General features: G+C 65.3%; 19 protein-coding genes and 1 pseudogene. 13 read left to right on the top strand and 7 right to left on the bottom strand.

The genetic code is table 11. From position 1 onward, the window contains the following. Positions 1-133: 133 nt before the first annotated feature. The 7 genes from ACVWW6_RS09480 (at position 134) to ACVWW6_RS09510 (ending at position 7,614) form a co-directional block, all read left to right on the top strand. Positions 134-1,318 carry a substrate-binding domain-containing protein gene (locus tag ACVWW6_RS09480; protein ID WP_456680594.1) on the top strand — a complete coding sequence of 395 codons (1,185 nt, stop codon included), beginning with the start codon at positions 134-136 and terminating at the stop codon, positions 1,316-1,318. A gap of 164 nt (positions 1,319-1,482) precedes the next feature. Then, positions 1,483-2,997 carry an amidase gene (locus ACVWW6_RS09485; protein WP_304549324.1) on the top strand — a complete coding sequence of 505 codons (1,515 nt, stop codon included), beginning with the start codon at positions 1,483-1,485 and terminating at the stop codon, positions 2,995-2,997. Between the two features lie 36 nt (positions 2,998-3,033). Further along, the gene (locus ACVWW6_RS09490) at positions 3,034-3,891 is read left to right on the top strand and encodes a branched-chain amino acid ABC transporter permease (RefSeq protein ID WP_011083029.1); all 858 of its coding nucleotides are present in this window, start codon (positions 3,034-3,036) and stop codon (positions 3,889-3,891) included. 4 nt (positions 3,892-3,895) lie between these two features. Then, positions 3,896-5,113 carry a substrate-binding protein gene (locus ACVWW6_RS09495; protein WP_011083028.1) on the top strand — a complete coding sequence of 406 codons (1,218 nt, stop codon included), beginning with the start codon at positions 3,896-3,898 and terminating at the stop codon, positions 5,111-5,113. Between the two features lie 6 nt (positions 5,114-5,119). After that, on the top strand, positions 5,120-6,205 hold the full coding sequence (locus ACVWW6_RS09500; RefSeq protein ID WP_456680595.1) for a branched-chain amino acid ABC transporter permease: 1,086 nt from the start codon (positions 5,120-5,122) through the stop codon (positions 6,203-6,205). After that, entirely contained in the window at positions 6,192-6,926 is a 735-nt protein-coding gene (locus ACVWW6_RS09505; protein ID WP_456680596.1) for an ABC transporter ATP-binding protein, read from the top strand. The genes ACVWW6_RS09500 and ACVWW6_RS09505 overlap by 14 nt, the downstream gene beginning before the upstream one ends. Beyond that, a complete protein-coding gene (locus ACVWW6_RS09510) occupies positions 6,919-7,614 on the top strand; it encodes a branched-chain amino acid ABC transporter ATP-binding protein (protein WP_060909852.1) in 696 nt (231 codons plus the stop codon). The genes ACVWW6_RS09505 and ACVWW6_RS09510 overlap by 8 nt, the downstream gene beginning before the upstream one ends. A 198-nt stretch (positions 7,615-7,812) precedes the next feature. Here the strand turns inward: ACVWW6_RS09510 and ACVWW6_RS09515 are convergent. From ACVWW6_RS09515 to ACVWW6_RS09530, 4 genes and pseudogenes are all read right to left on the bottom strand, one after another. Continuing rightward, a pseudogene (locus tag ACVWW6_RS09515) lies at positions 7,813-9,397 on the bottom strand (L,D-transpeptidase family protein). A gap of 410 nt (positions 9,398-9,807) precedes the next feature. Continuing rightward, a complete protein-coding gene (locus ACVWW6_RS09520; RefSeq protein WP_011083023.1) occupies positions 9,808-10,770 on the bottom strand; it encodes an acetyl-CoA carboxylase carboxyltransferase subunit alpha in 963 nt (320 codons plus the stop codon). A 180-nt stretch (positions 10,771-10,950) separates the two neighbouring features. Next, positions 10,951-11,907 (bottom strand): site-specific tyrosine recombinase XerD, encoded by a 957-nt coding sequence (gene xerD, locus ACVWW6_RS09525; protein WP_456680597.1) that lies wholly within the window; start codon positions 11,905-11,907, stop codon positions 10,951-10,953. Between the two features lie 17 nt (positions 11,908-11,924). Further along, on the bottom strand, positions 11,925-12,071 hold the full coding sequence (locus ACVWW6_RS09530) for a hypothetical protein (RefSeq protein WP_011083021.1): 147 nt from the start codon (positions 12,069-12,071) through the stop codon (positions 11,925-11,927). Positions 12,072-12,242: 171 nt separating this feature from the next. Between ACVWW6_RS09530 and ACVWW6_RS09535 the strand changes: the two genes are divergently transcribed. The 3 genes from ACVWW6_RS09535 to ACVWW6_RS09545 all read left to right on the top strand — a co-directional run bounded on the left by ACVWW6_RS09535 (position 12,243) and on the right by ACVWW6_RS09545 (position 15,408). Then, complete coding sequence (locus tag ACVWW6_RS09535; protein ID WP_028175815.1) at positions 12,243-12,866, top strand: shikimate kinase; 624 nt, start codon at positions 12,243-12,245, stop codon at positions 12,864-12,866. After that, positions 12,863-14,011 (top strand): 3-dehydroquinate synthase, encoded by a 1,149-nt coding sequence (aroB, locus tag ACVWW6_RS09540; RefSeq protein ID WP_456680598.1) that lies wholly within the window; start codon positions 12,863-12,865, stop codon positions 14,009-14,011. Before ACVWW6_RS09535 ends, aroB begins: the two co-directional genes overlap by 4 nt. Positions 14,012-14,103: 92 nt before the next feature. Then, the gene (locus ACVWW6_RS09545; protein WP_011083018.1) at positions 14,104-15,408 is read left to right on the top strand and encodes an HlyC/CorC family transporter; all 1,305 of its coding nucleotides are present in this window, start codon (positions 14,104-14,106) and stop codon (positions 15,406-15,408) included. A gap of 108 nt (positions 15,409-15,516) precedes the next feature. On the opposite strand, the gene ACVWW6_RS09550 is transcribed toward ACVWW6_RS09545, so the two are convergent. Further along, positions 15,517-15,786 carry a BolA family protein gene (locus tag ACVWW6_RS09550; protein WP_304549316.1) on the bottom strand — a complete coding sequence of 90 codons (270 nt, stop codon included), beginning with the start codon at positions 15,784-15,786 and terminating at the stop codon, positions 15,517-15,519. A gap of 107 nt (positions 15,787-15,893) precedes the next feature. On the opposite strand from ACVWW6_RS09550, the gene ACVWW6_RS09555 reads away from it, so the two are divergent. Further along, positions 15,894-16,526 (top strand): J domain-containing protein, encoded by a 633-nt coding sequence (locus ACVWW6_RS09555; protein ID WP_011083016.1) that lies wholly within the window; start codon positions 15,894-15,896, stop codon positions 16,524-16,526. 246 nt (positions 16,527-16,772) lie between these two features. Here ACVWW6_RS09555 and ACVWW6_RS09560 read toward each other — a convergent pair whose 3' ends face one another. After that, the gene (locus ACVWW6_RS09560) at positions 16,773-17,867 is read right to left on the bottom strand and encodes a citrate synthase/methylcitrate synthase (protein WP_456680599.1); all 1,095 of its coding nucleotides are present in this window, start codon (positions 17,865-17,867) and stop codon (positions 16,773-16,775) included. 78 nt (positions 17,868-17,945) lie between these two features. Here ACVWW6_RS09560 and ACVWW6_RS09565 point away from each other — a divergent pair, with 78 nt between their 5' ends. Next, positions 17,946-19,163: a citrate synthase family protein gene (locus ACVWW6_RS09565; RefSeq protein WP_011083014.1), complete on the top strand. Its 1,218-nt coding sequence runs from the start codon at positions 17,946-17,948 to the stop codon at positions 19,161-19,163. Between the two features lie 154 nt (positions 19,164-19,317). Here the strand turns inward: ACVWW6_RS09565 and ACVWW6_RS09570 are convergent, their stop codons facing one another. After that, positions 19,318-19,977, bottom strand: a complete 660-nt coding sequence (locus ACVWW6_RS09570) for a DedA family protein (RefSeq protein WP_456680600.1) — start codon at positions 19,975-19,977, stop codon at positions 19,318-19,320. 311 nt (positions 19,978-20,288) lie between these two features. On the opposite strand from ACVWW6_RS09570, the gene cobS reads away from it, so the two are divergent. Beyond that, positions 20,289-21,272, top strand: a complete 984-nt coding sequence (gene cobS, locus ACVWW6_RS09575; RefSeq protein ID WP_370139181.1) for a cobaltochelatase subunit CobS — start codon at positions 20,289-20,291, stop codon at positions 21,270-21,272. The last annotated feature ends 2 nt before the right edge of the window (positions 21,273-21,274 follow it).

Raw genomic sequence — 21,274 nt, forward strand, 5'->3', positions numbered from 1 at the left:
ATGCTGCATCTATATGCACTTCAATTCTTGAATATTCAATATTTTCAAAATAGGATCATTGCCCAACAAAAGGGCGGAAGCCGCGGCCGCCTGCTCAATGTGCTTTCAGGTCTGGTGCCAGACAGGAGTTGGCGTGCGCGCGACGGTAAACTTCCCGGCTCACGGCGGCCCGGCGTTGCCGCCGTCCTTGCTGTTCAGGAATCTGTCGTCGTCGGCGGCCGACTTCGACCTGTCTCCGGTTGACGCGCATTTCATGAAGCGCCGTGGCGCACGCAACAAGCTGCGCATCGGCAATTTCCTCACCTTCACCGGCTCGCCCGGGATCTGGGGCCCGACCTCCACCAACAGCGCGATGCTGGCGGTCGCCGAGATCAACAAGCGCGGCGGCATTCTGGGCCGCGAGCTGGAGCTGTCGATCTACGATTCCGGCGGCCCGATCGACGAGGTGGTGCAGCGCGCCGAGCAGGCGATCGCCTTCGACGAGGTCGACCTTATCATGGGCTCGCATATCAGCGCGGTCCGCGTCGCGCTGCGCAAGGTCACCGGCAATCGCATCCCCTACATCTACACGCCGGTCTATGAGGGCGGCGAGCGCACGCCGGGCGTGATGGCGATCGGCGAGACGCCGCGCTGGCAGAGCCGCCCCGCGATCCACTGGCTCGCCGACGTCAAGAAGGCGGCGCGCTGGTATCTGATCGGCAGCGACTATGTCTGGCCCTGGCAGTCGCATCGCGCGGTGAAGCGCTACATCAAGGAAGCCGGCGGCCAGGTCGTCGGCGAGGAGTTCGTTCCCGTCGGCGAGGACAATCACGAGGCGCATCTGGCGCGCATCCACGCCGCCAAGCCGGACGTGGTGCTGATCTCGCTGATCGGCACCGACAGCATCACCTTCAACCGCGCCTTCGCAGAAGCCGGCCTTGCCACCTCGACGCTGCGGCTCGCGGGCGCGATGGACGAAACCGTGCTGCTCGGCATCGGCGCCGACAACACCGAGAACCTGTTCTGCGCCTCCGGCTATTTCAACGGCATGGTTTCGCGCGCCAATGACGAGTTCCTCGGCGCCTATTATTCCATGTTCGGTGCCAACGCGCCGCCGGTCGGCTCCGTCGGTCAGTCGAACTATGAGGGCCTCCGCTTCCTGGAATCCGTCGCCAATCGCGTCGGCTCGCTGGCCTTTCGCCCGCTGCTCAAGGCCGCGCGCAACACTGTCTATACGGCGGGCCGCGGTCCCGTGACGCTTCGCGACGGCCGCGCCGAGATGCCGATGTATCTCGCTGAAGCCGACGGTCTCGACTTCAGGATCATCAAGACGCTCTGAGAGGCATCTGCCGACGCGGCGCAGTCGACTTGCGAAATAATACTTGAAAAGGAAAATATTTCCATATGTAATATCGAGGCGAAGCCGGCTGGCCCGCGCCGTGCAGGCGCGAGCGAGCGGCCTCCATCCAAAGCCAGGGATCAAGAAACCTCAAGGAGAGCGCCGTGACAGTTGTCCTTCCCACGCCCGCCCAACTTCGCAGCGTCGCCGAGCAGTGCGGCCTTTCGCTCACCGACGACGACGTCGCCTCGTTCCGCGGCCTGATGCAGGGCTCGATCGAAGCCTACAATCTCGTTGCCGCGATGCCGGACGAGGTACCGGAGGTGAAATATCCACGCACGCCAGGCTATCGGCCCTCGCCCGAGGAGAACCCGCGCAACGCCTGGTATCGCAAGTCGACGGTGAAGGGCGCCGCCGGCGGCAAGCTCAAGGGCAAGACCGTCGCGCTGAAAGACAACATCATGCTGGCCGGCGTGCCCATGACCAACGGCTCGTCGACGCTGGAGGGCTATGTGCCCGATTTCGACGCCACCATCGTCACGCGCATGCTGGATGCCGGTGCCGAGATCAAGGGCAAGGTGCATTGCGAGCACTTCTGCCTGTCCGGCGGCAGCCATACCGGCTCTTACGGGCCCGTGCATAATCCGCACAAGATGGGGTACTCGGCCGGCGGCTCGTCGTCAGGCTCGGGCGTCGTGGTCGCGCTCGGCGAGGTCGACATGGCGATCGGCGGCGATCAGGGCGGCTCGATCCGCATGCCGTCCTCGTTCTGCGGCATTTACGGCATGAAGCCGACCTGGGGCCTCGTGCCTTACACCGGGATCATGCCGATCGAGATCTATGTCGACCATACCGGTCCGATGACCGCGACCGTCGCTGACAACGCGCTGCTGCTTGAAGTGCTCGCCGGCGATGACGGTTACGATCCGCGCATCAAGGCTCCGAAGGTCGAGGAATACACCAAGGCGCTCGGCCAGGGCGTCAAGGGCATGAAGATCGGCATTCTCAAGGAAGGCTTTGAGCAGCCGGTCGCAGAAGCCGCGGTGAATGAAAGCGTGCGCGAGGCGGCAAAGCGCTTCAAGGATCTTGGCGCCACCGTAGAGACGGTCTCAATCCCGATGCATCTCCTGGGCGGCGCGATCTGGACCCCGATCGGCACCGAAGGCCTGACCCAGACCATGATGTTCGGCGACGGCTACGGCCTCAGCCGCGGCGATCTCTATTCGACCTCGCTGATGGATTTTCATCGCGGCTGGCGCCGGCAGGCCGACTCGCTGTCCGAGACCACGAAGCTGTTCATGATGCTCGGCACCTACATCAACAACAATTTCGGTCCACGCTTCTACGGCAAGGCGCTCAATATCTCCCGCAGGCTGACCGCCGCCTACGACAAGGCGTTTGGGGATTACGATCTGCTTTTGCTGCCGACGACGCCGATGAAGGCAACCAAGCTGCCGGAGCCCAATGCCAGCCGCGAGGACTACGTCGCCCGTGCGCTGGAGATGATCGGCAACACCGCGCCGTTCGACATCACCCATCATCCCGCGATGTCGCTGCCCTGCGGCATGGTCGACGGCCTGCCCGTCGGCCTGATGCTGGTCGGCCGCATGTTCGAGGAATCGACCATCTATCGCGCCGCGCACGCCTTCGAGCAGATCGGCGACTGGAAGAAGATGTGAGCGAGGCGTCGATGCAGACGGACGGAACAGCACCAAATGGCTAACGCGTTCGTCGCGGCGTTCGAGATCCTGAGCTTTGGCGCGATCATCGTCCTGATCGTGCTGGGGCTCGGGATCATCGCCAGCATGATGGGCATCTTCAACTTCGCGCAAGGAGAGTTCGTCCTGCTCGGGGCCTACATCACCTATCTCGCCTACGCCGGGGGCCTGCCGATCTGGGCCGGCATGGTCGCGGCGCCCTTCGTGGTCGGCGCGCTCGGCTTTGTGCTGGAGGCGCTGATCATCCGCCGCTTCTACGCCGCGCCGATCGTGGCGATGCTCGGCACCTATGCGCTCGGCCTGATCATCCGCGAATCCGTGCGCGGCCTGATCGGCGGCTTCTATCTCACCGTGCCCGAGCCGATCGGCGGCTCGATCGACATCGGCGCGATGCACATCTCGGCATGGCGCTTCACCATCATCGTCATCACGCTGCTGGTGATGGGTGGCTGCTATCTCCTGCTCTCTCGCACGAGCTTCGGCCTGCGCGTCCGCGCCACGCTGGAGAATCCCTCGCTGGCGCGCGCCTCCGGCATCTCCACGCCGCTGATCTATGGCGCCACCTTTGCCTTCGGCGCGGCGCTCGCCGGCCTTGCCGGCGCGCTGATCGTGCCTGTCTTCAGCCTGTTCGCCGATCTCGGCCTGCGCTTCCTGATCCAGGGCTTTGTCGCGGTCATGGTCGGCGGCGTCGGCTCCTTCATCGGGCCGGTGGCGGGTGCCGGCGTCATCGGCACGCTGAGTGCCGCGCTGCCCTGGGTGATGGCGCCCGTCGTCGCCGACGTCCTCGTCTTTGTGCTCGCCATTATCTTCATCAAATTCCGGCCGCAGGGCCTCATCGCTGGCAAAGGGGTTTAGTCATATGTTCGATCGTACGCAGCTCTCACGCCGCCGCTTCCTCTCCAATTTCGCCTTTGCGTCGGGCGCGGTCGCGACCGGCGTCGGCAGCTGGGTAATCCCGGCCCCCTGGGCCAATGCGGCCGAAGCCCCGATCAAGGTCGGCATCGCCACAGATCTAACGGGCCCAATTGCGTACGCCGGCAATGCCGACGCCAACGTCGCAAAAATGGTGATCAAGGAGATCAACGCCGCCGGCGGCATGCTCGGCCGTCCGCTCGAGCTCTATATCGAGGACACCGCGTCGAACGAATCCGTCGCGGTCGGCAACGTGCGCAAGCTGATCCAGCGCGACAAGGTCGACATGGTGCTGGGCGGCATCACCTCCTCGATGCGCAACGCGATCAAGGACCCGATCGTGGCGCGCGGCAAGACGCTCTACATCTATCCGCAGCTCTACGAAGGCAAGGAGTGCACGCCCTATCTGTTCTGCACCGGCCCGACGCCGGCGCAGCAATGCGACGAGTTCATACCTTGGCTGATCAAGAACGGCGGCAAGAAATTCGCGCTGCCGAGCGCCAATTATGTCTGGCCGCATACGCTCAACGTCTATGCCCGCAAGGTGATCGAATCCAACGGCGGTGAGGTCGTGTTCGAGGAGTACTATCCACTCGATCAGGTCGACTTCTCCTCGACCGTCAACCGCATCATCTCCAACAAGGTCGACGTCGTCTTCAACACCGTCATTCCGCCCGGCGTCGGCCCGTTCTTCAAGCAGCTCTACGAAGCGGGCTTCCTCAAGAACGGCGGCCGTCTCGCCTGCGTCTACTATGACGAGAACACGCTCAACATCAATCAGGCGAGCGAGATCGAGGGCCTCGCAAGCTGCCTCGACTATTTCAAGGTTCTGACCAAGGAGAACCCGTTCGACGCAAAAATCCAGGCGGCCTACGAGAAGGATTTTCCGGGCAACTTCCTGTTCGCCGCCGGCAGCGCCGCCACCGGCACCTATCGCGGTCTCAAGCTGTGGGAAGCGGCCGTCAAGGAAGCGGGCAAGCTCGACCGCGAGTCGGTCGCAGCCGCCCTCGACCACGCCAAGATCGCCGAAGGTCCGGGCGGACCCGCCGAGATGGTGCCGGGCAAGCGGCACTGCAAGATGAAGATGTACACCGCGGTCGCCAAGGGCGGAAATTACGAGATCGTCGGACGCAGCGACGGGCTCGTCGATCCCAAGGAATGCTGAGGCGGAATGCCGAAGTCGATGAGTGTGGTAAGAGAAGCCATCGCCGGCGACGAAGCGGACGATGCGATGGCTGAACGCGAAGCGGCGGGACAGGTCGCGGCGGGACGAAAAGTCCTGCCGATCGTGGAGGGCGTGGTGCTCGTCGCCGCGCTGCTTGCGCCGCTGGTGCTGCAGGACTATCTCACGGTGTTCGCGACGCGCGTGATCATCCTCGCGCTGTTCGCACTGTCGTTCGATCTGGTCTGGGGCTATGCCGGCATCATGAGCTTTGGCCAGGCCCTGTTCTTCGGCTCGGCGGGCTATGGCGTCGCGCTGCTCGCGCGCGACCTCGACATCACCAACATCTTCCTGGTGCTTCCCGCGGGCACCATCATCGGCCTCACCTTCGCGCTGCTGCTCGGCGGCTTTCTGCTGCTGGGACGGCATCCCTCCAGCGTGATCTTCGTGTCGCTGGGCACGCTCACCGGCTCCTACGCCGCCGACCGCCTCGCGCGCGGCTGGTACTATCTCGGCGGCCAGAACGGTATTCCCTCGATCGCGCCGATGACGCTCGGGGGTTACGAATTCTCGGAAGGGCCCGCCTTCTACTATCTCGTGCTCGGCATCCTCGTCGTGGTCTACCTGCTCTGCCGCTTCCTGGTGCGCTCGCAGTTTGGCCTCGCGCTCGCGGGGCTGCGCGAGAACGAGCAGCGTATCGCCTTCTTCGGCTACAAGGCGCAGCATCTCAAGGCGATCATCTTCACCATCGGCGGCGGCGTCGCAGGCCTTGCCGGCAGCCTCTATGCCTTCCACGAAGGTTTCGTCTGGCCCAACATGGTCGGCGTCGTCGTCTCGACACAGGTGGTGCTCTACGTGCTGTTCGGCGGCTCCGGCACGCTGATCGGCGCGGTCATCGGCGCCGTCATCGTCGAAGGCGTCAGCTTCTGGCTGTCTGACAATTATCGCGACATCTGGCCGATCATCCTGGGCTTGCTGCTGCTGCTCGTGATCCTGTTCCGGCCGCTCGGCCTGATCAGTTTTGTGCCCGGTGAGCGCGAGCGTGTCGGCAGCTTCGGTGCGAAACCAAAGGAGAAGCGCAATGCCGCTCCTTGAGGCCGCCGGCATCAAAAAGATCTTCGGCAAGCTCACCGCGCTCGATGGCGCGGCCCTCACCGTCGGCGAGAACGAGTTTCACGGCCTGATCGGCCCAAACGGCTCCGGCAAGAGCACGCTGATGAAGTGCATCGCAGGTGCCGAGGTGCCGACGCAGGGCAAGGTGAGCTTCATCAACACCGACATCACCGCGTTTACGCCGACCGAGCGCGCTCGCGCCGGCATGAGCCTGAAATTCCAGATCACGAGCGTGCTGCCGACGCTGACGCTGTACGACAACATCCTGCTCGCGCTCCAGGCGCAGTCCTCGCTGCTCGACCTCGTGTTCTCGCGCACGCGCGGCGCGCTGCACGACCAGGTCATGACCATGCTGACGCAGTTCCGTCTCGCCGATCGCGCCTTCGACGCGGCGGCGGCGCTGTCGCACGGCCAGCAGCAATGGCTGGAGATCGCGATGGCGCTCGCGGGCAAGCCGAAACTGCTGCTGCTGGACGAACCAACCGGCGGCATGAGCCTCGAGGAGCGCCGCGTCACCGGCGAATTGCTCCAGCCGATCAAGCAACATTGCTCGCTCGTCATCGTCGAGCACGATCTCGATTTCATTCGCGACATCTGCGATCGCCTGACCGTGCTCGACCAGGGCAAGGTGCTGGCGTCAGGCACGGTGTCCGAGATCCAGGCCAACAAATCCGTCCAGGAGATCTATCTGCGCCGTGCCTGAATTTTTGGACATCAAGCATCTCGACGCCGGCTATGGCCGCAGCCAGGTCCTGTTCGACGTCAACCTCGGCATCCCCTGGCGCGGCGGCGTCGCCGTGCTCGGGCGCAACGGCGCCGGCAAGACCACGCTGATGAAGACCATCGTCGGCGAGCTGCCGGCGTGGAAGGGCGAGGTTGCCTTCGACGGCCGCGACATCAGCCGCCGCGCGACCCAGGAGCGCGTGCGCGCCGGCATCGGCTACGTCCCGCAGGAGCATTCGGTGTTCGCGCGCCTGTCGGTGCGCGACAATCTCGCGGTCGGCTCGCTCGCGAGCAGCAAGGCCGACGCAGTCGATCACGTGCTGACCATCTTCCCGAAGCTCGGCCAGCGCCTCGACCAGCCCGCCGGCACGCTCTCCGGCGGCGAGCGCAAGATGCTCGCCATCGGCCGTGCCATGTTAGGGGATCCAAAACTGCTGCTGCTCGACGAGCCCACCGAAGGCGTCTGGATCGGCGTCATCGAGGAGATCACCGAGCGCCTGATCGAGCTCGCGAAAGAGATCGCCGTCATCATCGTCGAGCAGCACCTCGACCTCGCGCTGCGCGTCGCCGACTACGCCTACGTGCTGGACCGCGGAAGGGTCGCGCTGCAGGGCGAGGCGAATGATGTGCGCGGCAATCCGGAACTGCTGCGGTATCTGGCGCCGTAAGGTAGCGCTGCTCACCTGCGAGTGAGGCGCGGTACTCTCGTCCCACCCTGTCATGCCCCGCGAAGGCGGGGCATCCAGTACGCCGCGGCTTCTCGATCGCTAATTGGTGCCTCTGGAATGCTGGATTCCCCGCCTTCGCGGGGAATGACGGCGTCAGGCTGGAATGGACCGGAGAGAACGCGCGGAGAGGCCGCGCGCTTACTTCACCGCCCCAAACCGGCTGTCGAACGAGTTCGACGACACCACAGGTGCCGCGCCTTGCCATCTGGCCGCTGTCACCCGCACCATCCGACACCGACGGCTTCAGCGCAGGACGCGTTGCGGCGAGGCGCGTGTCGGGCTTCACCGGCTCGGCCGGCTTGGCGGCGGCCACAGCCGGCTTCGGCGCGTCCTTCGCTGCATCCTTGGACTTGTCATGGCCCGGCACGAACCGGGTGACTGCGGCCTTCAGCCTGGACGCTGCCGTCGGCGGCGTCGTGGACGTCGTAGCCGGGGCCACGGACGCCGTGGCTTGCGGCGGAGCCGAAGCGGTCGCCGTGGTGTCGGCGGTGCCAAGGCCCATCTTGCGGCCGAGGTTGGAGAAGAAGCCGCCGCTCTGCGATTTCTCTTGGGATTTCTCGGCGGGCGCTGCGGCAGCGACGCGCGTGCTGGTCGCGGGCGCGCTGACGGCGACGACCGGCTCTTCCTGCGGCGAGGGAGCGGCCGCGTCGAAATTCGGCTTCGGCGGATTGACGTGGCCGGGGATCGTGCCCGGCGCCTTCGCCATTGCCAGCATCTGCAGCGTGGTGCCTTCGGCGCCCTCCGACAGGCCGGTCGAGCCTTCCGGAATCTTGGCGGCGAAGATCTTGTTCATGCCGCCGTCGATGCCGGTGTTCATGCGCGCCACCGGCGTGCCCTTGGCGACGAGCTTGGCGTACTCGGCCTGGTCGCGCGCGTCCTTCTCGCGCACGGCGCTCGCGATGTCCTCGGGGATCACATAGGCCGGGCACTTTGCCGAGGCGTCGAACACCGGATCGCGCTTGGCATCGGGCGTCTTCGCCGCGTCGAAGACGTACTTCTTCTCGCAGAAATCGACCTTCGGCTCCTGCCGCGTCACCTCGAAATGATCATAGCCTTCCTTGATCATCTTCCAGAACGGCATGTTCGGATTGTTCCGGTGCTTGGCCATGTTCACCGGCGTCATCTTGAACGGATAGGCCTGCAGCTGGAACGCCTTCTGCCCGCCGAAGAAGGACTCGCGGCCGAGCGAATAGATCTCCGCGATCTGCTCGTCCGTCATGGCGTAACAGCCGCGCGAAGAACAATCGCCATGCACCATCAGCTGCGAGCCGGTACGGCCCAAAGCCTTGTCGAACGCGTTCGGATAGCCCGTGTTGAACGAGAGGTAATAGGCCGACTGCGGATTCATCTGGCCCGGATTGATCGAGTAGAATCCTTCCGGCGCCTGGCGGTCACCTTCGCGCACCTTCGGACCCAGATCGCCCGACCAGCGGCAGATCGGATAGGTCTTGAGCAGCGCGAACTGGCCGTTGCGGGTCTGCTTCCAGACTTCGAGCTCGGCTTCCTGCTTGAACAGGCGGACCAGGATCGGGGACTGCAGATCCATGTCCTTCTCGACCATCGCGGCGAGAAGCTTTGGCGGCACCGGCTGGTTGGCCTTGGCGTTGGTCGCGAGCGAAACTTGGTCGGTGTCGCAGCCGGCCAGCAGGACACTGGCCGTCAGCAGCGCAACCGAAGCCAAGAGCGCGCGAGCAAGCGAACGAGAAATCAAGATGGACCCCACACCGTGCCGGGCAGAGAGCGCGAACCCCAATTCTTTGAAGCATGATCCGACCGGAGATCCGGACCCGTCGTGACGGGCTTTTTCAAACCACGCTCCAGCGCTTTTGCCCTGAAGCCATTGATTAAAATTCTAACCTCTGGGTCATGTGGTCGCAACCCGAGCGGGGATCACGAGCCCGTTGGCCCAGTAGCATGGTCAACAGAGACTAAATGGACGCGACTTTGGGCCTTACTTGGGCCTTCCGGCCCAATTGGGACTCAGATCGCCGATTTGGGCAAAAAAAGGGTTAATGCGGGGTTACCGGGCTCCAACCGTCATTCCGGGGCGCCCGAAGGGCGGACCCGGAATCTCGAGATTCCGGGTTCGATGCTTCGCATCGCCCCGGAATGACGACGTCGAGGCCGCCCGAATCAGCCCAGTTTCCGGCCGATATCGAGGAATTTCTGCCGACGCTGCTTGCGGATGGCGTCGCCGTCGAGGCCGCGGAGCTCGTCAAACGCCTTGGCGATGGCCTCGCCCGTGGTGGCGATCATGGCGGCGGGGTCGCGGTGGGCGCCGCCGACCGGCTCCTTCAAAATGCTGTCGATCACCCCGAAGCGGAGCATGTCCTGGGCGGTGATCTTCATGTTGTTGGCGGCTTCCTGCGCCTTGGTGCCGTCGCGCCAGAGGATGGAGGAGGCGGCCTCCGGCGAGATCACGCTGTAGATCGCGTGCTCCAGCATCAGCACCCGGTTGGCGGTGGTGATCGCGATGGCGCCGCCCGACATGCCTTCACCGGTGATGATGGCGACGTTCGGCACGCCCAGCGACAGGCACGCATCGGTCGAGCGCGCGATCGCCTCGGCCTGGCCGCGCTCTTCGGCGCCGATGCCGGGATAGGCGCCGGCAGAATCGGCGAGCGACAGCACCGGCAGGCCGAATCGCTCGGCCATCTCCATCAGCCGCACGCATTTGCGATAGCCCTCGGGCCGCGCCATGCCGAAATTGTGCCGGATGCGGCTCTCGGTGGAATCGCCCTTTTCCTGGCCCATCACGCAGATCGGCTCACCGCGGAAGCGGCCGAAGCCTGCGACCAGGGCCTCGTCCTCGCCGAACTTGCGGTCGCCGGCGAGCGGGGTGAATTCGGTGATCAGGCCCTTGATGAAGTCGTTGAAATGCGGCCGCTGCGGATGGCGCGCGACCAGCGTCTTCTGCCACGGCGACAGGTTCGTATAGAGGTCGGCCAGCGCCTGCGCCGCCTTGTCCTCGATCCGCCCGATCTCGTCGGTGATGTCGGTCCCGGAGGCCGCGAGCGTCCGCAGCTCGTCGACCTTGGAGTCGAGCTCGGCGACGGGCTTTTCGAAGTCGAGATAGCTGCGCATCTGGTCTTGCATCAACTCAATATAGGGAGGACGGGGCGAGGCGGCGAAGCGATTTCGGACCTGGGAAAGAAGTGTAGCCTCTTCAATGAGTTGGCTTGTGGGCTTCTGGGCAGCCCGCCAATTCAATCGTGAGGCCACGGCTCTTTCTGCGGAGATGTGGCCGAAGTCAAGGCGGTTTCGGCTGCGGCAGGCCTACTTCTCCGCCAGCGGGTGCAGGTCGCGCACCAGGCTCTTCAGCCGCTCCTCGACCACATGGGTGTAGATCTGGGTGGTCGAGATGTCGGTGTGGCCGAGCAGGGTCTGCACGATGCGTAAGTCAGCGCCGTTGTGCAGGAGGTGGCTGGCAAAGGCGTGGCGCAGCACGTGCGGGGAGACTAGCCGGGCCTGAATCCCGGAGGCGACCGCGAGCTCCTTGAGGTCGCGGGCGAAATGCTGCCGGGTCAGGTGCCCGCTCTCGCCGAAGGAGGGGAACAGCCATTTCGAGGCGGCAACGCTGGTCTTCTTGTCGGATTTCGCAGCTTCGGTCGCGGCGAGATAATCCGCCATCGCCTGCCGCGAGGCCTCGTTCAGCGGCACCAGTCGCTCCTTGTTGCCCTTGCCGCGCACCACGATCATGCGGGCGTCGCGCTTGGCCGCCGTGCGCGGCAGCGCCACCAGCTCGGAGACGCGCAGGCCCGTGGCGTACAGCACCTCGAGCAGGCAATAGAGCCGCAAGGCGCGCAGCCGCTTCGAGGGCGAGGCATCCTCCGCCTCGCTCAATTCCCTGGCGCGGCGGAGCATGCGGTCGACATCCGCGATCGACAGCACCTTTGGCAGGCCGCGGCCGCGTTTCGGGCCGGACAGGATCGCGGCGGGATCGTCGCCGCGAATCCGCTCGTTCAGCAGGAAGCGGTAGAGATGCCGCATCGCCGACAGGCGGCGCGCGACGCTGGTGGATTTGAAGCCACGCGTGTCGAGATCGGCGAGATAGTCGCGCAGCGTTTGGGTTTCGGCGTCCGCAAAACTGTGGCCGACGCGGCCCAGAAACTCGGAGAAGTCCGTGAGGTCGCGGCGGTAGGCATCGAGCGTATTGGGGCCGGCGCCCTGTTCCGCCGCGAGCATGTCGAGGAACAGGCCGGTGAGCTTGGCGTCTGAGGGCTTTGCACGCATGCCCTGGAGGCTAACCCCTATTTCTTGAGAAACTTATCCGGCGGGATCGTCACCGACATTTCCCGCGGCTTGGGATTGACGAAGTTCGCCAGCGCGAAAATCACGCCATAGACGATGCCGGCGATCACGGCGACGACCGTCAGGAAGCGGAACAGGCTGGGCATCGGTCTGGGGTCTCTGTAGGGGACTTGGCAGGCAAATTAACCAATGAAATCATCCAACATGTTCGCCGTTTCGTGGCAAGAGTCCTCTGGCGAGGCCCCCTTTGGGGTCGTATAGGTGGCCAAAGCAGGCCGCTTTTGGCGGCAGATCGAGCGAGATCCAGAGCGAGACCCATGTCCGACGCCGCGTTGCCGATACAAGCATCGCCTGAGGCCGACATCCTGTCGGCGCTCGGGGCGCGCTCGATCGTGCTCGTCGGCATGATGGGGGTGGGCAAATCCACCATCGGCCGCCGCATGGCGGCCCGGCTCAAGCTGCCCTTCGTCGATGCGGACACCGAGATCGAGGCGGCGGCCGGCATGACCATACCGGAGATTTTCGAGCGCCATGGCGAGGGCCATTTCCGCGACGGCGAGGCCCGCGTGATCGCGCGCTTGCTCGACGGCGGCCCGGTGGTGCTGGCGACCGGCGGTGGCGCCTTCATGCGCGAGGAGACGCGTGCGCGCATCGCGGCCAAGGCGGTCTCGATCTGGCTCAAGGCCGACCACGACGTCATCATGCGCCGCGTCCGCCGCCGCGCCGACCGCCCGTTGCTCCAGACCGCCGACCCCGAGGGAACCGTGACGCGCCTGCTCACCGAGCGCGAGCCGGTCTACAGCCATGCCGACCTCACTATCGCCTCGCGCGACGTGCCGCACGACAAGATCGTCGAGGAGTGTATCGAGACGCTGCGCGCCCATCTCTGCGGCGAACAGGCCGCCCAACCACCTGCCGACGTTGCGAGTGCCGTACGATGACTGCGCCGTTGAAACATTCCGATCCCGTCAACGTCGACGTCGCGCTCGGCGACCGCGCCTATGACATCGTCATCGGCCGCGGCGTGCTGGCCTCGCTCGGCGAACGGGTCGCAGCGCTGCGCCCAGGCGTGCGCACGGCTGTTGTCACCGACCGTACCGTTGCAAAGCACTGGCTCGAGCCGGCCGAAGCATCGCTCGCGGCCGCCGGCATCCCGACGTCGCGCATCGTCGTCGAGGAAGGCGAGATCTCCAAGACCTATGCCGGCCTGGAAAAGGTCAGCGAAGCCCTGATCGCCGCGAAGATCGAGCGCAACGATCTCGTCATCGCGCTCGGCGGCGGTGTGGTCGGCGATCTCGCCGGCTTTGCCGCCGCGATCCTGCGCCGCGGCGTCGATTTCGTGCAGGTGCCGACCTCGCTGCTGGCGCAGGTCGATTCCAGCGTCGGCGGCAAGACCGGCATCAACTCGCCGCAGGGCAAGAATCTGCTCGGCGCCTTCCACCAGCCGGTGCTGGTCATCGCCGACACCGCCGTGCTCGACACGCTGTCGCCGCGCCAGTTCCACGCCGGCTATGCCGAGGTCGCCAAATACGGCGTGCTCGGCGATGAGGCCTTCTTCACCTGGCTGGAAAAGAGCCATTCCGACATCTTCAAGGGCGGATCAGCGCGCGAGCACGCGATCGCCACCTCCTGCCGTGCCAAGGCCGGAATCGTCTCGCGCGACGAGCGCGAAACCGGCGAACGCGCGCTGCTCAATCTCGGCCACACCTTTGGTCACGCGCTGGAAGCTGCGACCGGCTTCTCCGACCGTCTGTTCCACGGCGAGGGCGTCGCGATCGGCATGACGCTGGCGGCGCAGTTCTCGGCCAAGCTTGGCATGATCGGCGAGGCCGACGCGGCGCGCGTCGAGCGGCATCTCATCGAGGCCGGCCTGCCGACCCGCTTGCAGGACATCGCGGGCTTTTCGCAGGAAGGGCTTGCCGATGCCGACGCGCTGATGGCCCTGATGGCGCAGGACAAGAAGGTCAAGCGCGGCAAGCTCACCTTCATTCTGCTGGAGGGGGTCGGGCGCGCCGTGATCGCAAAGGACGTCGAGCCGGCCCCGGTGCGCGACTTCCTGAAAGAGAAGCTCGCGCAGAAGGCCTGATGCGCGGCTGAATTTCGTGAAAGCGTTTTCGAGCGAAGTGGGGACCGGTTCGCGCAAGGAAAACGCGTCAAGACAAGAAACTCGAGTGGTGCATGGACTGGCTCGGATTCACCATCGTCGTCCTCTGCCTCCTGGTCTCGGCGTTCTTCGCGGCGAGCGAGACCGCGCTGACCGGCGCCTCGCGCGCCAGCATGCTGCGGCTCTCCAAGCAGGGTAATCACGACGCCGACGTCGTCTCCCAATTGCTCGACATGCGCGAGCGCCTGATCGGCGCGCTGCTGCTCGGCAACAACATCGCCAATATCGGCGCCTCCGCGCTCGCCACCGCCATCTTCACGTCCTGGTTCGGCGATGTCGGCGTGCTCTACGCCACCGGCGTGATGACCGCGCTGGTGGTGATCTTCGCCGAGGTGCTGCCCAAGACCATCGCCATCAACGCGCCCGACCGCATGGCGCTTGCGGTCGCGCGCCCGATGCGGCTGACCATGTATGTGCTGGGGCCGCTGCTCAAGATCGTCGAAGTCATCGTGCGCCTCTTGATGCGCCTGTTCGGCCTTGCCGGCGAGCACCAGGCCATCCTGTCGCCGACCGAGCGCCTGCGCGGCGCGGTCGACCTGTTGCATCACGAGGGCAAGTTCGAGAAGCAGGACCGCGACATGCTCGGCGGCCTGCTCGACCTGCGCGAGCTCCAGGTCTCCGACGTCATGATCCATCGCACCGAGATGATGATGATCAACGCCGACCTGCCGCCGGAGGAGCTGCTGCGCGAGGTGCTGGCGACCGAATACACCCGCATTCCGCTCTGGCGCGAGAAGCCGGAAAACATCATCGGCGTGCTCCACGCCAAGGATCTCTTGCGCGCGATCCGCGCCTCCGAAGGCGACACCTCGCGCATCGACGTCTCCACCATCGCGCTGCCGCCCTGGTTCGTGCCGGAGATGCGCCCGGTGTCCGAGCAGCTCAAGGCGTTCCGCCGCCGCAAGACCCATTTCGCGCTCGTCGTCGACGAGTACGGCGAAGTCGAAGGTCTCGTGACGCTGGAGGACATTCTGGAAGAGATCGTCGGCGACATCTCCGACGAGCACGACGTCGTGGTCGCCGGCGTGCGCGCCCAGCCGGACGGCTCGGTCGTGGTCGACGGCTCGGTGCCGATCCGCGATCTCAACCGCGCCATGGACTGGCATCTGCCCGATGGAGAGGCAACCACGGTCGCCGGCCTCGTCATTCACGAGGCCCGCTCGATCCCCGATCGCGGCCAGAGCTTCACGTTTCACGGCTTCCGCTTCCGCGTCCTGCGCCGCGAACGCAACCGCATCACCGCGCTCCGTATTTCACCGGTGCCGCGCGAGGCCGAGATGGAAGAAGCCAAGCCGAGAAGGGCGGGGACGTCGTTCTAGTTCTGCTTACGTTGCCGACTTGCATCGTCATTCCGGGGCGCCCGAAGGGCGAACCCGGAATCTCGAGATTCCGGGTTCGATGCTTTGCATCGCCCCGGAATGACTGGGCTACCCTTCCCCCGGCGCCTGCGCGTGGATGGCGAGCGCGTGCACGCTGCCGGAGAGTTCCGCGGCCAGCGCCGCATTTATCATGCGGTGGCGATCGACCCGGCTCTTCCCTTTGAAGGCTTGAGACACAATATAAACGCGAAAGTGCGTCTCGCCGCTGGGCCGATGGCCGGCATGGCCCTCATGCAGATGTGACTCGTCGACAACCTGCAGGCTTTCCGGCGTGAAAGCTTCCTGCAACTTGTTGCTGATAATGTCGCTCATAGCCATGTGTGTGCCATTCAGGTGCAGAGGTCGCACTCCGTTATTTGCCGGGTTCGCAGCTAATTGCAATGTCAAGACTTGAAGGTTTTTGCATTGCGTAGTCAAAGTCAGCCATGCCGATCGATTCATCAAAGTTCTTCGACTCCATCCGCGTCAAGCCGCGGGGCAAGCAGCCCGAGGTGAAGCCGCGCGACACCGCGGTCGCGTGCGAATGGGCCGGATGCCAGAACAAGGGCGCACACCGCGCGCCGAAGGGGCGTGAGAACCAGCGCGAGTACTGGCACTTCTGCCTCAATCACGTGCGCGAGTACAACCAGAACTACAATTTCTTCTCCGGCATGAATGCCGACGCCGTCGCGCGCTACCAGAAGGATGCGCTGACCGGCCACCGCCCGACCTGGAAGATGGGCGCCAATGGCGGCAAGAAGGGTGCGGAAGCCGATATCGACATGGCGTCCGATCCGTTCAGCATGTTCAGCGAGATCAATGGCCGCGCCAACTGGCGGAAGGGTCCGGACGCCCAGCCCAAGGCCGAGACGCGCAAGGTGATGAACGCCGAGCGCAAGGCGCTCCAGGTCATGGGCCTCGGCCCCAGTGCCACGCTCGCCGACGTCAAGAGCAAGTACAAGGCGCTGGTGAAGCAGCACCACCCCGACGCCAACGGCGGCGACCGCTCGACCGAAGACCGCCTGATCGAGATCATCAAGGCGTATAATTATCTGAAGACGGTGGTGCGGGAGGCGTAGGGCCTCTTGCGGTCGTCGTCCTCCGAGAGTCTGACGGTCGCAGCCAAACTCTCGATGTCGTCCCGGCGAAGGCCGGGACCCATAACCCCAGGGAGTGGTTTGGCGAAGACTCGCAGTGAAGACGTCTTCCCGCGGTACTCCCACCTCCCACTATCGATAGATCACGCGGTATGGGTCCCGGCCTTCGCCGGGACGACGACGGAGTGAACCACTCCGTCGTCATCATTCCGTTCAAAGCTACTGGCCCTAGGCCTCCGGCATCGCCCCGACATAAGACGAACTCGGCCTGATCAGCCGCCCGGTGCGCTGCTGCTCGCGCGCATGCGCGGTCCAGCCGGCGGCGCGCGCCACCGCGAAGATCGGCGTGAACGCCTGCCTTGGAATCGCGAGCGCATCGAGCAGGATCGCGGTGAAGAACTCCACATTCGTCTCCAGCGGCCGGTCCGGGTTCTTCTTGCGCAGCGCTGCGCGGATATAGGCCTCGACCTCGCCGGCAAACGGCAGGTCGGCGCCGTTGGAGGCCAGGGCCTCGATCGCGGTCTTCAGCACGTCGGCGCGCGGGTCGCGCACGCGATAGACGCGATGACCAAAACCCATCATCCGCTCGCCGCGTGCGAGCGCGGCATCCACCCAGGGCTGGATCCGCTCGCGCGAGCCGATCGCATCGAGCATTTCCAGCACCGGCTCCGGTGCGCCGCCATGCAAGGGACCGGTCAGTGCGCAATAGCCGGCGGTGACGGCTGCGAACAGATCGGCCTGGGTCGAGGCCACCACGCGCGTGGTGAAGGTCGAGGCGTTCATGCCGTGGTCGCAGACGGTAACGAGATAGGCATCCAGCGCCGTGACCTCGCGCGTTGCCGGCGCGCGCCCATGCAGCATGCGCAGCGTGTCGGCGGCGTGGCTCGCGCTTGGATCGGGCGCGACCGGCTCGAGCCCCTTGGCGCGCCGGACCAGCGCGCCTGATATCACCGGAAAGGCGCCGACGATGGTCGCCTCATGCTCCAGCCCGTGCTCGGCGCGAAGGCCCGCGACGGCCGCGCGAAACCCGTCGACGATTCCCATGCCGTGCGTCGCCGGCAGCAGCTCGGCGAGCCGCGCGAAGGCGCGCTCGCGTGCGGCGCCCAGGCTCGCCCGCACATTGGCCTCGCTCAGCGAGGTCTTGCTGGCGCCGTTCCAGAGCCGGGCGGTGACGCCCTCAAAGCTCGATTTGGCGGCCAGCCGGCCGACATGCTCGCCGGCGATGATCAGCTCGCCGCGCTCGCCGTCGACATGACTCAGCACGGTCTCGGCCGCCGGAACGCCGTCCAGCCCGATCTGACTTTTGGTGAGGTGGATGTTCATGGCCCAAATCTCCTGTTCTACGCAGGTCAAAAGTCGGGCCTCTCGACAGATTGATCAATCTTGATTACATAAATCAATATGAAAAATTCTGATGAGCTCTACCTCTCCGCCCGGGAGGCGGCCGCCGAACTCGCGATCTCGCCGGCCACGCTCTACGCCTATGTCAGCCGCGGCCTGATCCGCTCCGAGCCGACGCCGGATTCGCGCAAGAACCGCTACCGCGCCGAGGACGTCCGCGCCCTGAAGGAGCGCCGGGTGCCGTCGCCGGAGCCGCGCGGGCTGCGCAGCTTCGATGCCGACTTGCCGGTCATGGACACGGAGATCTCGACCATCACCGAGGAGGGCGCGATCTATCGGGGCGTCAATTGCGTCGACCTCGCCGAGAACGACACGCTGGAGCACACGGCGACGCTGCTCTGGGACGTCTCCGGCGTCGATCCGTTTGCGCCTGACAATCAGCCCGAGATCTCCGAGGAGATGCGCACGATCGCAGGCGCCGCGCGCCGCGCGGCGCCGATCGACCGCGCCATCGCCGTGCTGGCGCTCGCCGCGAGCGCCGATCCCCGCGCCTTCACCCGCGCTCCCGATGGCCGCGCCATGGTCGGCGCGCGCATCGTCCGCCTGCTGGTTGCGACCATGCTCAATGCGGAAGCCTCGGCCGAGCCGCTGCACCAGCAGGTCGCGCGCGTCTGGGCGGCGGACAACAAGCATGCACCCGATCTGATCCGCCGCGCGCTCGTTCTGCTCGCCGATCATGAACTGAACGCCTCGACCTTCACCGCGCGCTGCGCGGCCTCGACCGGCCTCAATCTCTACGATGCCGTCATCGCCGGCCTCGCGGCGCTGAAGGGACCCAAGCACGGCGGCGCCGGCGTGCTGGCTTCACAGCTGGTGAAAACGCTGGTCGACCGCGATGTCGCTCCCGTGGTGCGCGAACGCGTCGCGCTCGGCGAGCGCTTCGCCGGCTTCGGTCACGGCGTCTACAAGCGCGGCGATCCCCGCGCGCAATCGCTGCTGAATGCGCTGTCGCGCGCCGGCGCGCCGCGCAAATTCACGCGCGAAGTGCCGGAGCGGATCGCCGAGGCGACCGGCGAATTCGTCAATATCGACTATGCGCTCGCCGTCCTCGTGCATGCCCTGCGCCTGCCTGCAGGCAGCGAGCTCGCGCTGTTTGCGATGGCCCGCAGCGTCGGCTGGATTGCGCACGCCAGCGAGCAATTGCAGTTCGGCAAGCTGATCCGCCCGCGCGCGCGGTACGTTGGACCCGCGCCGGGGCGGCGGACGGGCGGGTCCTAACCTCTCCCGCTTGCGGGAGAGGTCGCGCCGGAGGCGCGGGTGAGGGCTCCCTCCTCTTGGGGGTTCTCGATTGTGGATGCACCCTCCCCCCCCAACCCTCCCCCGCAAGCGGGGGAGGGAGCGCACCTCCGTCCGCCGTGGCAGCCAAAGCTAATCAGACCCGCGGCTTGGCCGCCGCGACACCACCACCGTTCCGCCGACGATAGATCCAAACCGTCACGCTCAGCACGATCGCACCGCCGATCACGGCGACAATCCAGATATGCTTGCCGACATGCTCATGGTGCGGCAGCCCGGCATATTCGTGCAGGGCCGACACCGCCAGCACGCCCGGCAGCACATGCGCGGGGGCCCAGACCAGGATCGCCGGGATGTTGATCGCGTAGAAGCGGGCAGGGGGCATCCCGAGCGCGCCGGCCGTGACCGGGACAAATGCGCGGATCGGCGGCACGAAGCGGGCAAAGAACACGGCCCAGGTGCCGAAGCGGTGGAAGAAGCTTTCGCTCTCCTCGACCACGCGCGGATAATTGGTCAGCGGCCAGGTGTTGAGGATCTCGCGCTGCTGCCGGTGCCCGATCCAGTAGGCCGAGCCGTCACCCAGCACGGCCCCGAGCGCGGCCGCCAGCAGCACCCAGCCGAGTTTCAGCTCGCCGCCCGGGATCAGGGCGCTGAGCGCCAGGATGATGGTCGAGCCCGGGACCACCGATCCCACCACCGGAACGGCTTCCAGAAGCGCTGCCAGGAACAGGGTCAGATAAGCCAGCCACGCGTGGGCCGAGACGAAAGCGATGAAGGGATCGAGGAATGACGTCACGTCGTCTTTCGTGGTGGGAGGGGTTACGTCGGTCCAGACCCTACATAAGTAAGGAGAGGCGGTAAAAGTGCCACTCGCGTGGGCAGGCCAGCTGGCCCGCCCGAAATTCGAGCGTGATTCGCAGGGCAGCCTTCCAAAAATCGCGTTCCTTGCCTATCTAAATGAAAAGACAACGGAACTTTGATTGGAGGGCGGGCTTCTGCCCGCACGTTGTCTCTGATAGGTTCGCAAACGCACCCAGCCGCAGCCACCGTGCAATAACTGGTCTCGGGATCGCCCGGGGCCTCGGAGGATTGATGACGACCGCCGCCATGTCCAAAGTTGAGGAAGTTTCCGGTTTGCCCGACATGAAGGTGTCGGTGCGCCAGGTGTTCGGGATCGACAGCGATCTCGAAGTGCCGGCCTATTCCGAAGTCGATCCTCATGTGCCTGAAGTTGATTCCGACTACCGCTTCGACCGCGCCACCACGCTCGCCATTCTCGCCGGCTTCGCCCGCAATCGCCGCGTGATGGTGACCGGCTATCACGGTACCGGCAAATCCACCCATATCGAGCAGGTCGCCGCCCGCCTGAACTGGCCCTGCGTGCGCGTCAACCTCGACAGCCACATCAGCCGTATCGACCTCGTCGGCAAGGACTCGATCGTGGTCCGCGACGGCAAGCAGGTCACCGAATTCCGCGACGGCATCCTGCCTTGGGCGCTCCAGCACAACGTCGCGCTGGTGTTCGACGAATACGACGCCGGCCGTCCGGACGTGATGTTCGTGATCCAGCGCGTGCTGGAAGTCTCCGGCCGCCTGACGCTCCTGGATCAGAACAAGGTGATCAAGCCGCATCCGTCCTTCCGGCTGTTTGCGACCGCCAACACGGTCGGCCTTGGCGACACCTCGGGCCTCTATCACGGCACCCAGCAGATCAACCAGGGCCAGATGGACCGCTGGTCGATCGTCACTACGCTGAACTATCTCAGCCACGACGAGGAAGTGGAGATCGTCCTGGCGAAGGCCAAGCACTATCGCACCCAGGAAGGTCGCGACATCGTCAACAAGATGGTGCGCCTCGCCGATCTCACCCGCAACGCGTTCGCCAATGGCGATCTGTCGACGGTGATGAGCCCGCGCACGGTGATCACCTGGGCGGAAAACGCCGACATTTTCGGCGATATCGGCTTCGCCTTCCGCGTCACCTTCCTCAACAAGTGCGACGAGCTCGAGCGTCCCCTGGTCGCGGAGTTCTACCAGCGCTGCTTCAATGCGGAGCTGCCGGAATCGGCAGTCAACGTGGCGCTCAGCTGACC

It is taken from the genome of Bradyrhizobium sp. USDA 3311 (genome assembly GCF_054062495.1).

Coding starts and splice junctions, on each gene's coding strand:
- ACVWW6_RS09490 (WP_011083029.1), top strand. CDS start 3,034: ATGGCTAACGCGTTCGTCGCGGCGTTCGAGATCCTGAGCTTTGGCGCG.
- ACVWW6_RS09495 (WP_011083028.1), top strand. CDS start 3,896: ATGTTCGATCGTACGCAGCTCTCACGCCGCCGCTTCCTCTCCAATTTC.
- ACVWW6_RS09500 (WP_456680595.1), top strand. CDS start 5,120: ATGCCGAAGTCGATGAGTGTGGTAAGAGAAGCCATCGCCGGCGACGAA.
- ACVWW6_RS09505 (WP_456680596.1), top strand. CDS start 6,192: ATGCCGCTCCTTGAGGCCGCCGGCATCAAAAAGATCTTCGGCAAGCTC.
- ACVWW6_RS09520 (WP_011083023.1), bottom strand. CDS start 10,770: ATGCAAGACCAGATGCGCAGCTATCTCGACTTCGAAAAGCCCGTCGCC.
- xerD (WP_456680597.1), bottom strand. CDS start 11,907: ATGCGTGCAAAGCCCTCAGACGCCAAGCTCACCGGCCTGTTCCTCGAC.
- ACVWW6_RS09530 (WP_011083021.1), bottom strand. CDS start 12,071: ATGCCCAGCCTGTTCCGCTTCCTGACGGTCGTCGCCGTGATCGCCGGC.
- ACVWW6_RS09535 (WP_028175815.1), top strand. CDS start 12,243: ATGTCCGACGCCGCGTTGCCGATACAAGCATCGCCTGAGGCCGACATC.
- aroB (WP_456680598.1), top strand. CDS start 12,863: ATGACTGCGCCGTTGAAACATTCCGATCCCGTCAACGTCGACGTCGCG.
- ACVWW6_RS09545 (WP_011083018.1), top strand. CDS start 14,104: ATGGACTGGCTCGGATTCACCATCGTCGTCCTCTGCCTCCTGGTCTCG.
- ACVWW6_RS09550 (WP_304549316.1), bottom strand. CDS start 15,786: ATGGCTATGAGCGACATTATCAGCAACAAGTTGCAGGAAGCTTTCACG.
- ACVWW6_RS09555 (WP_011083016.1), top strand. CDS start 15,894: ATGCCGATCGATTCATCAAAGTTCTTCGACTCCATCCGCGTCAAGCCG.
- ACVWW6_RS09560 (WP_456680599.1), bottom strand. CDS start 17,867: ATGAACATCCACCTCACCAAAAGTCAGATCGGGCTGGACGGCGTTCCG.
- ACVWW6_RS09565 (WP_011083014.1), top strand. CDS start 17,946: ATGAAAAATTCTGATGAGCTCTACCTCTCCGCCCGGGAGGCGGCCGCC.
- cobS (WP_370139181.1), top strand. CDS start 20,289: ATGTCCAAAGTTGAGGAAGTTTCCGGTTTGCCCGACATGAAGGTGTCG.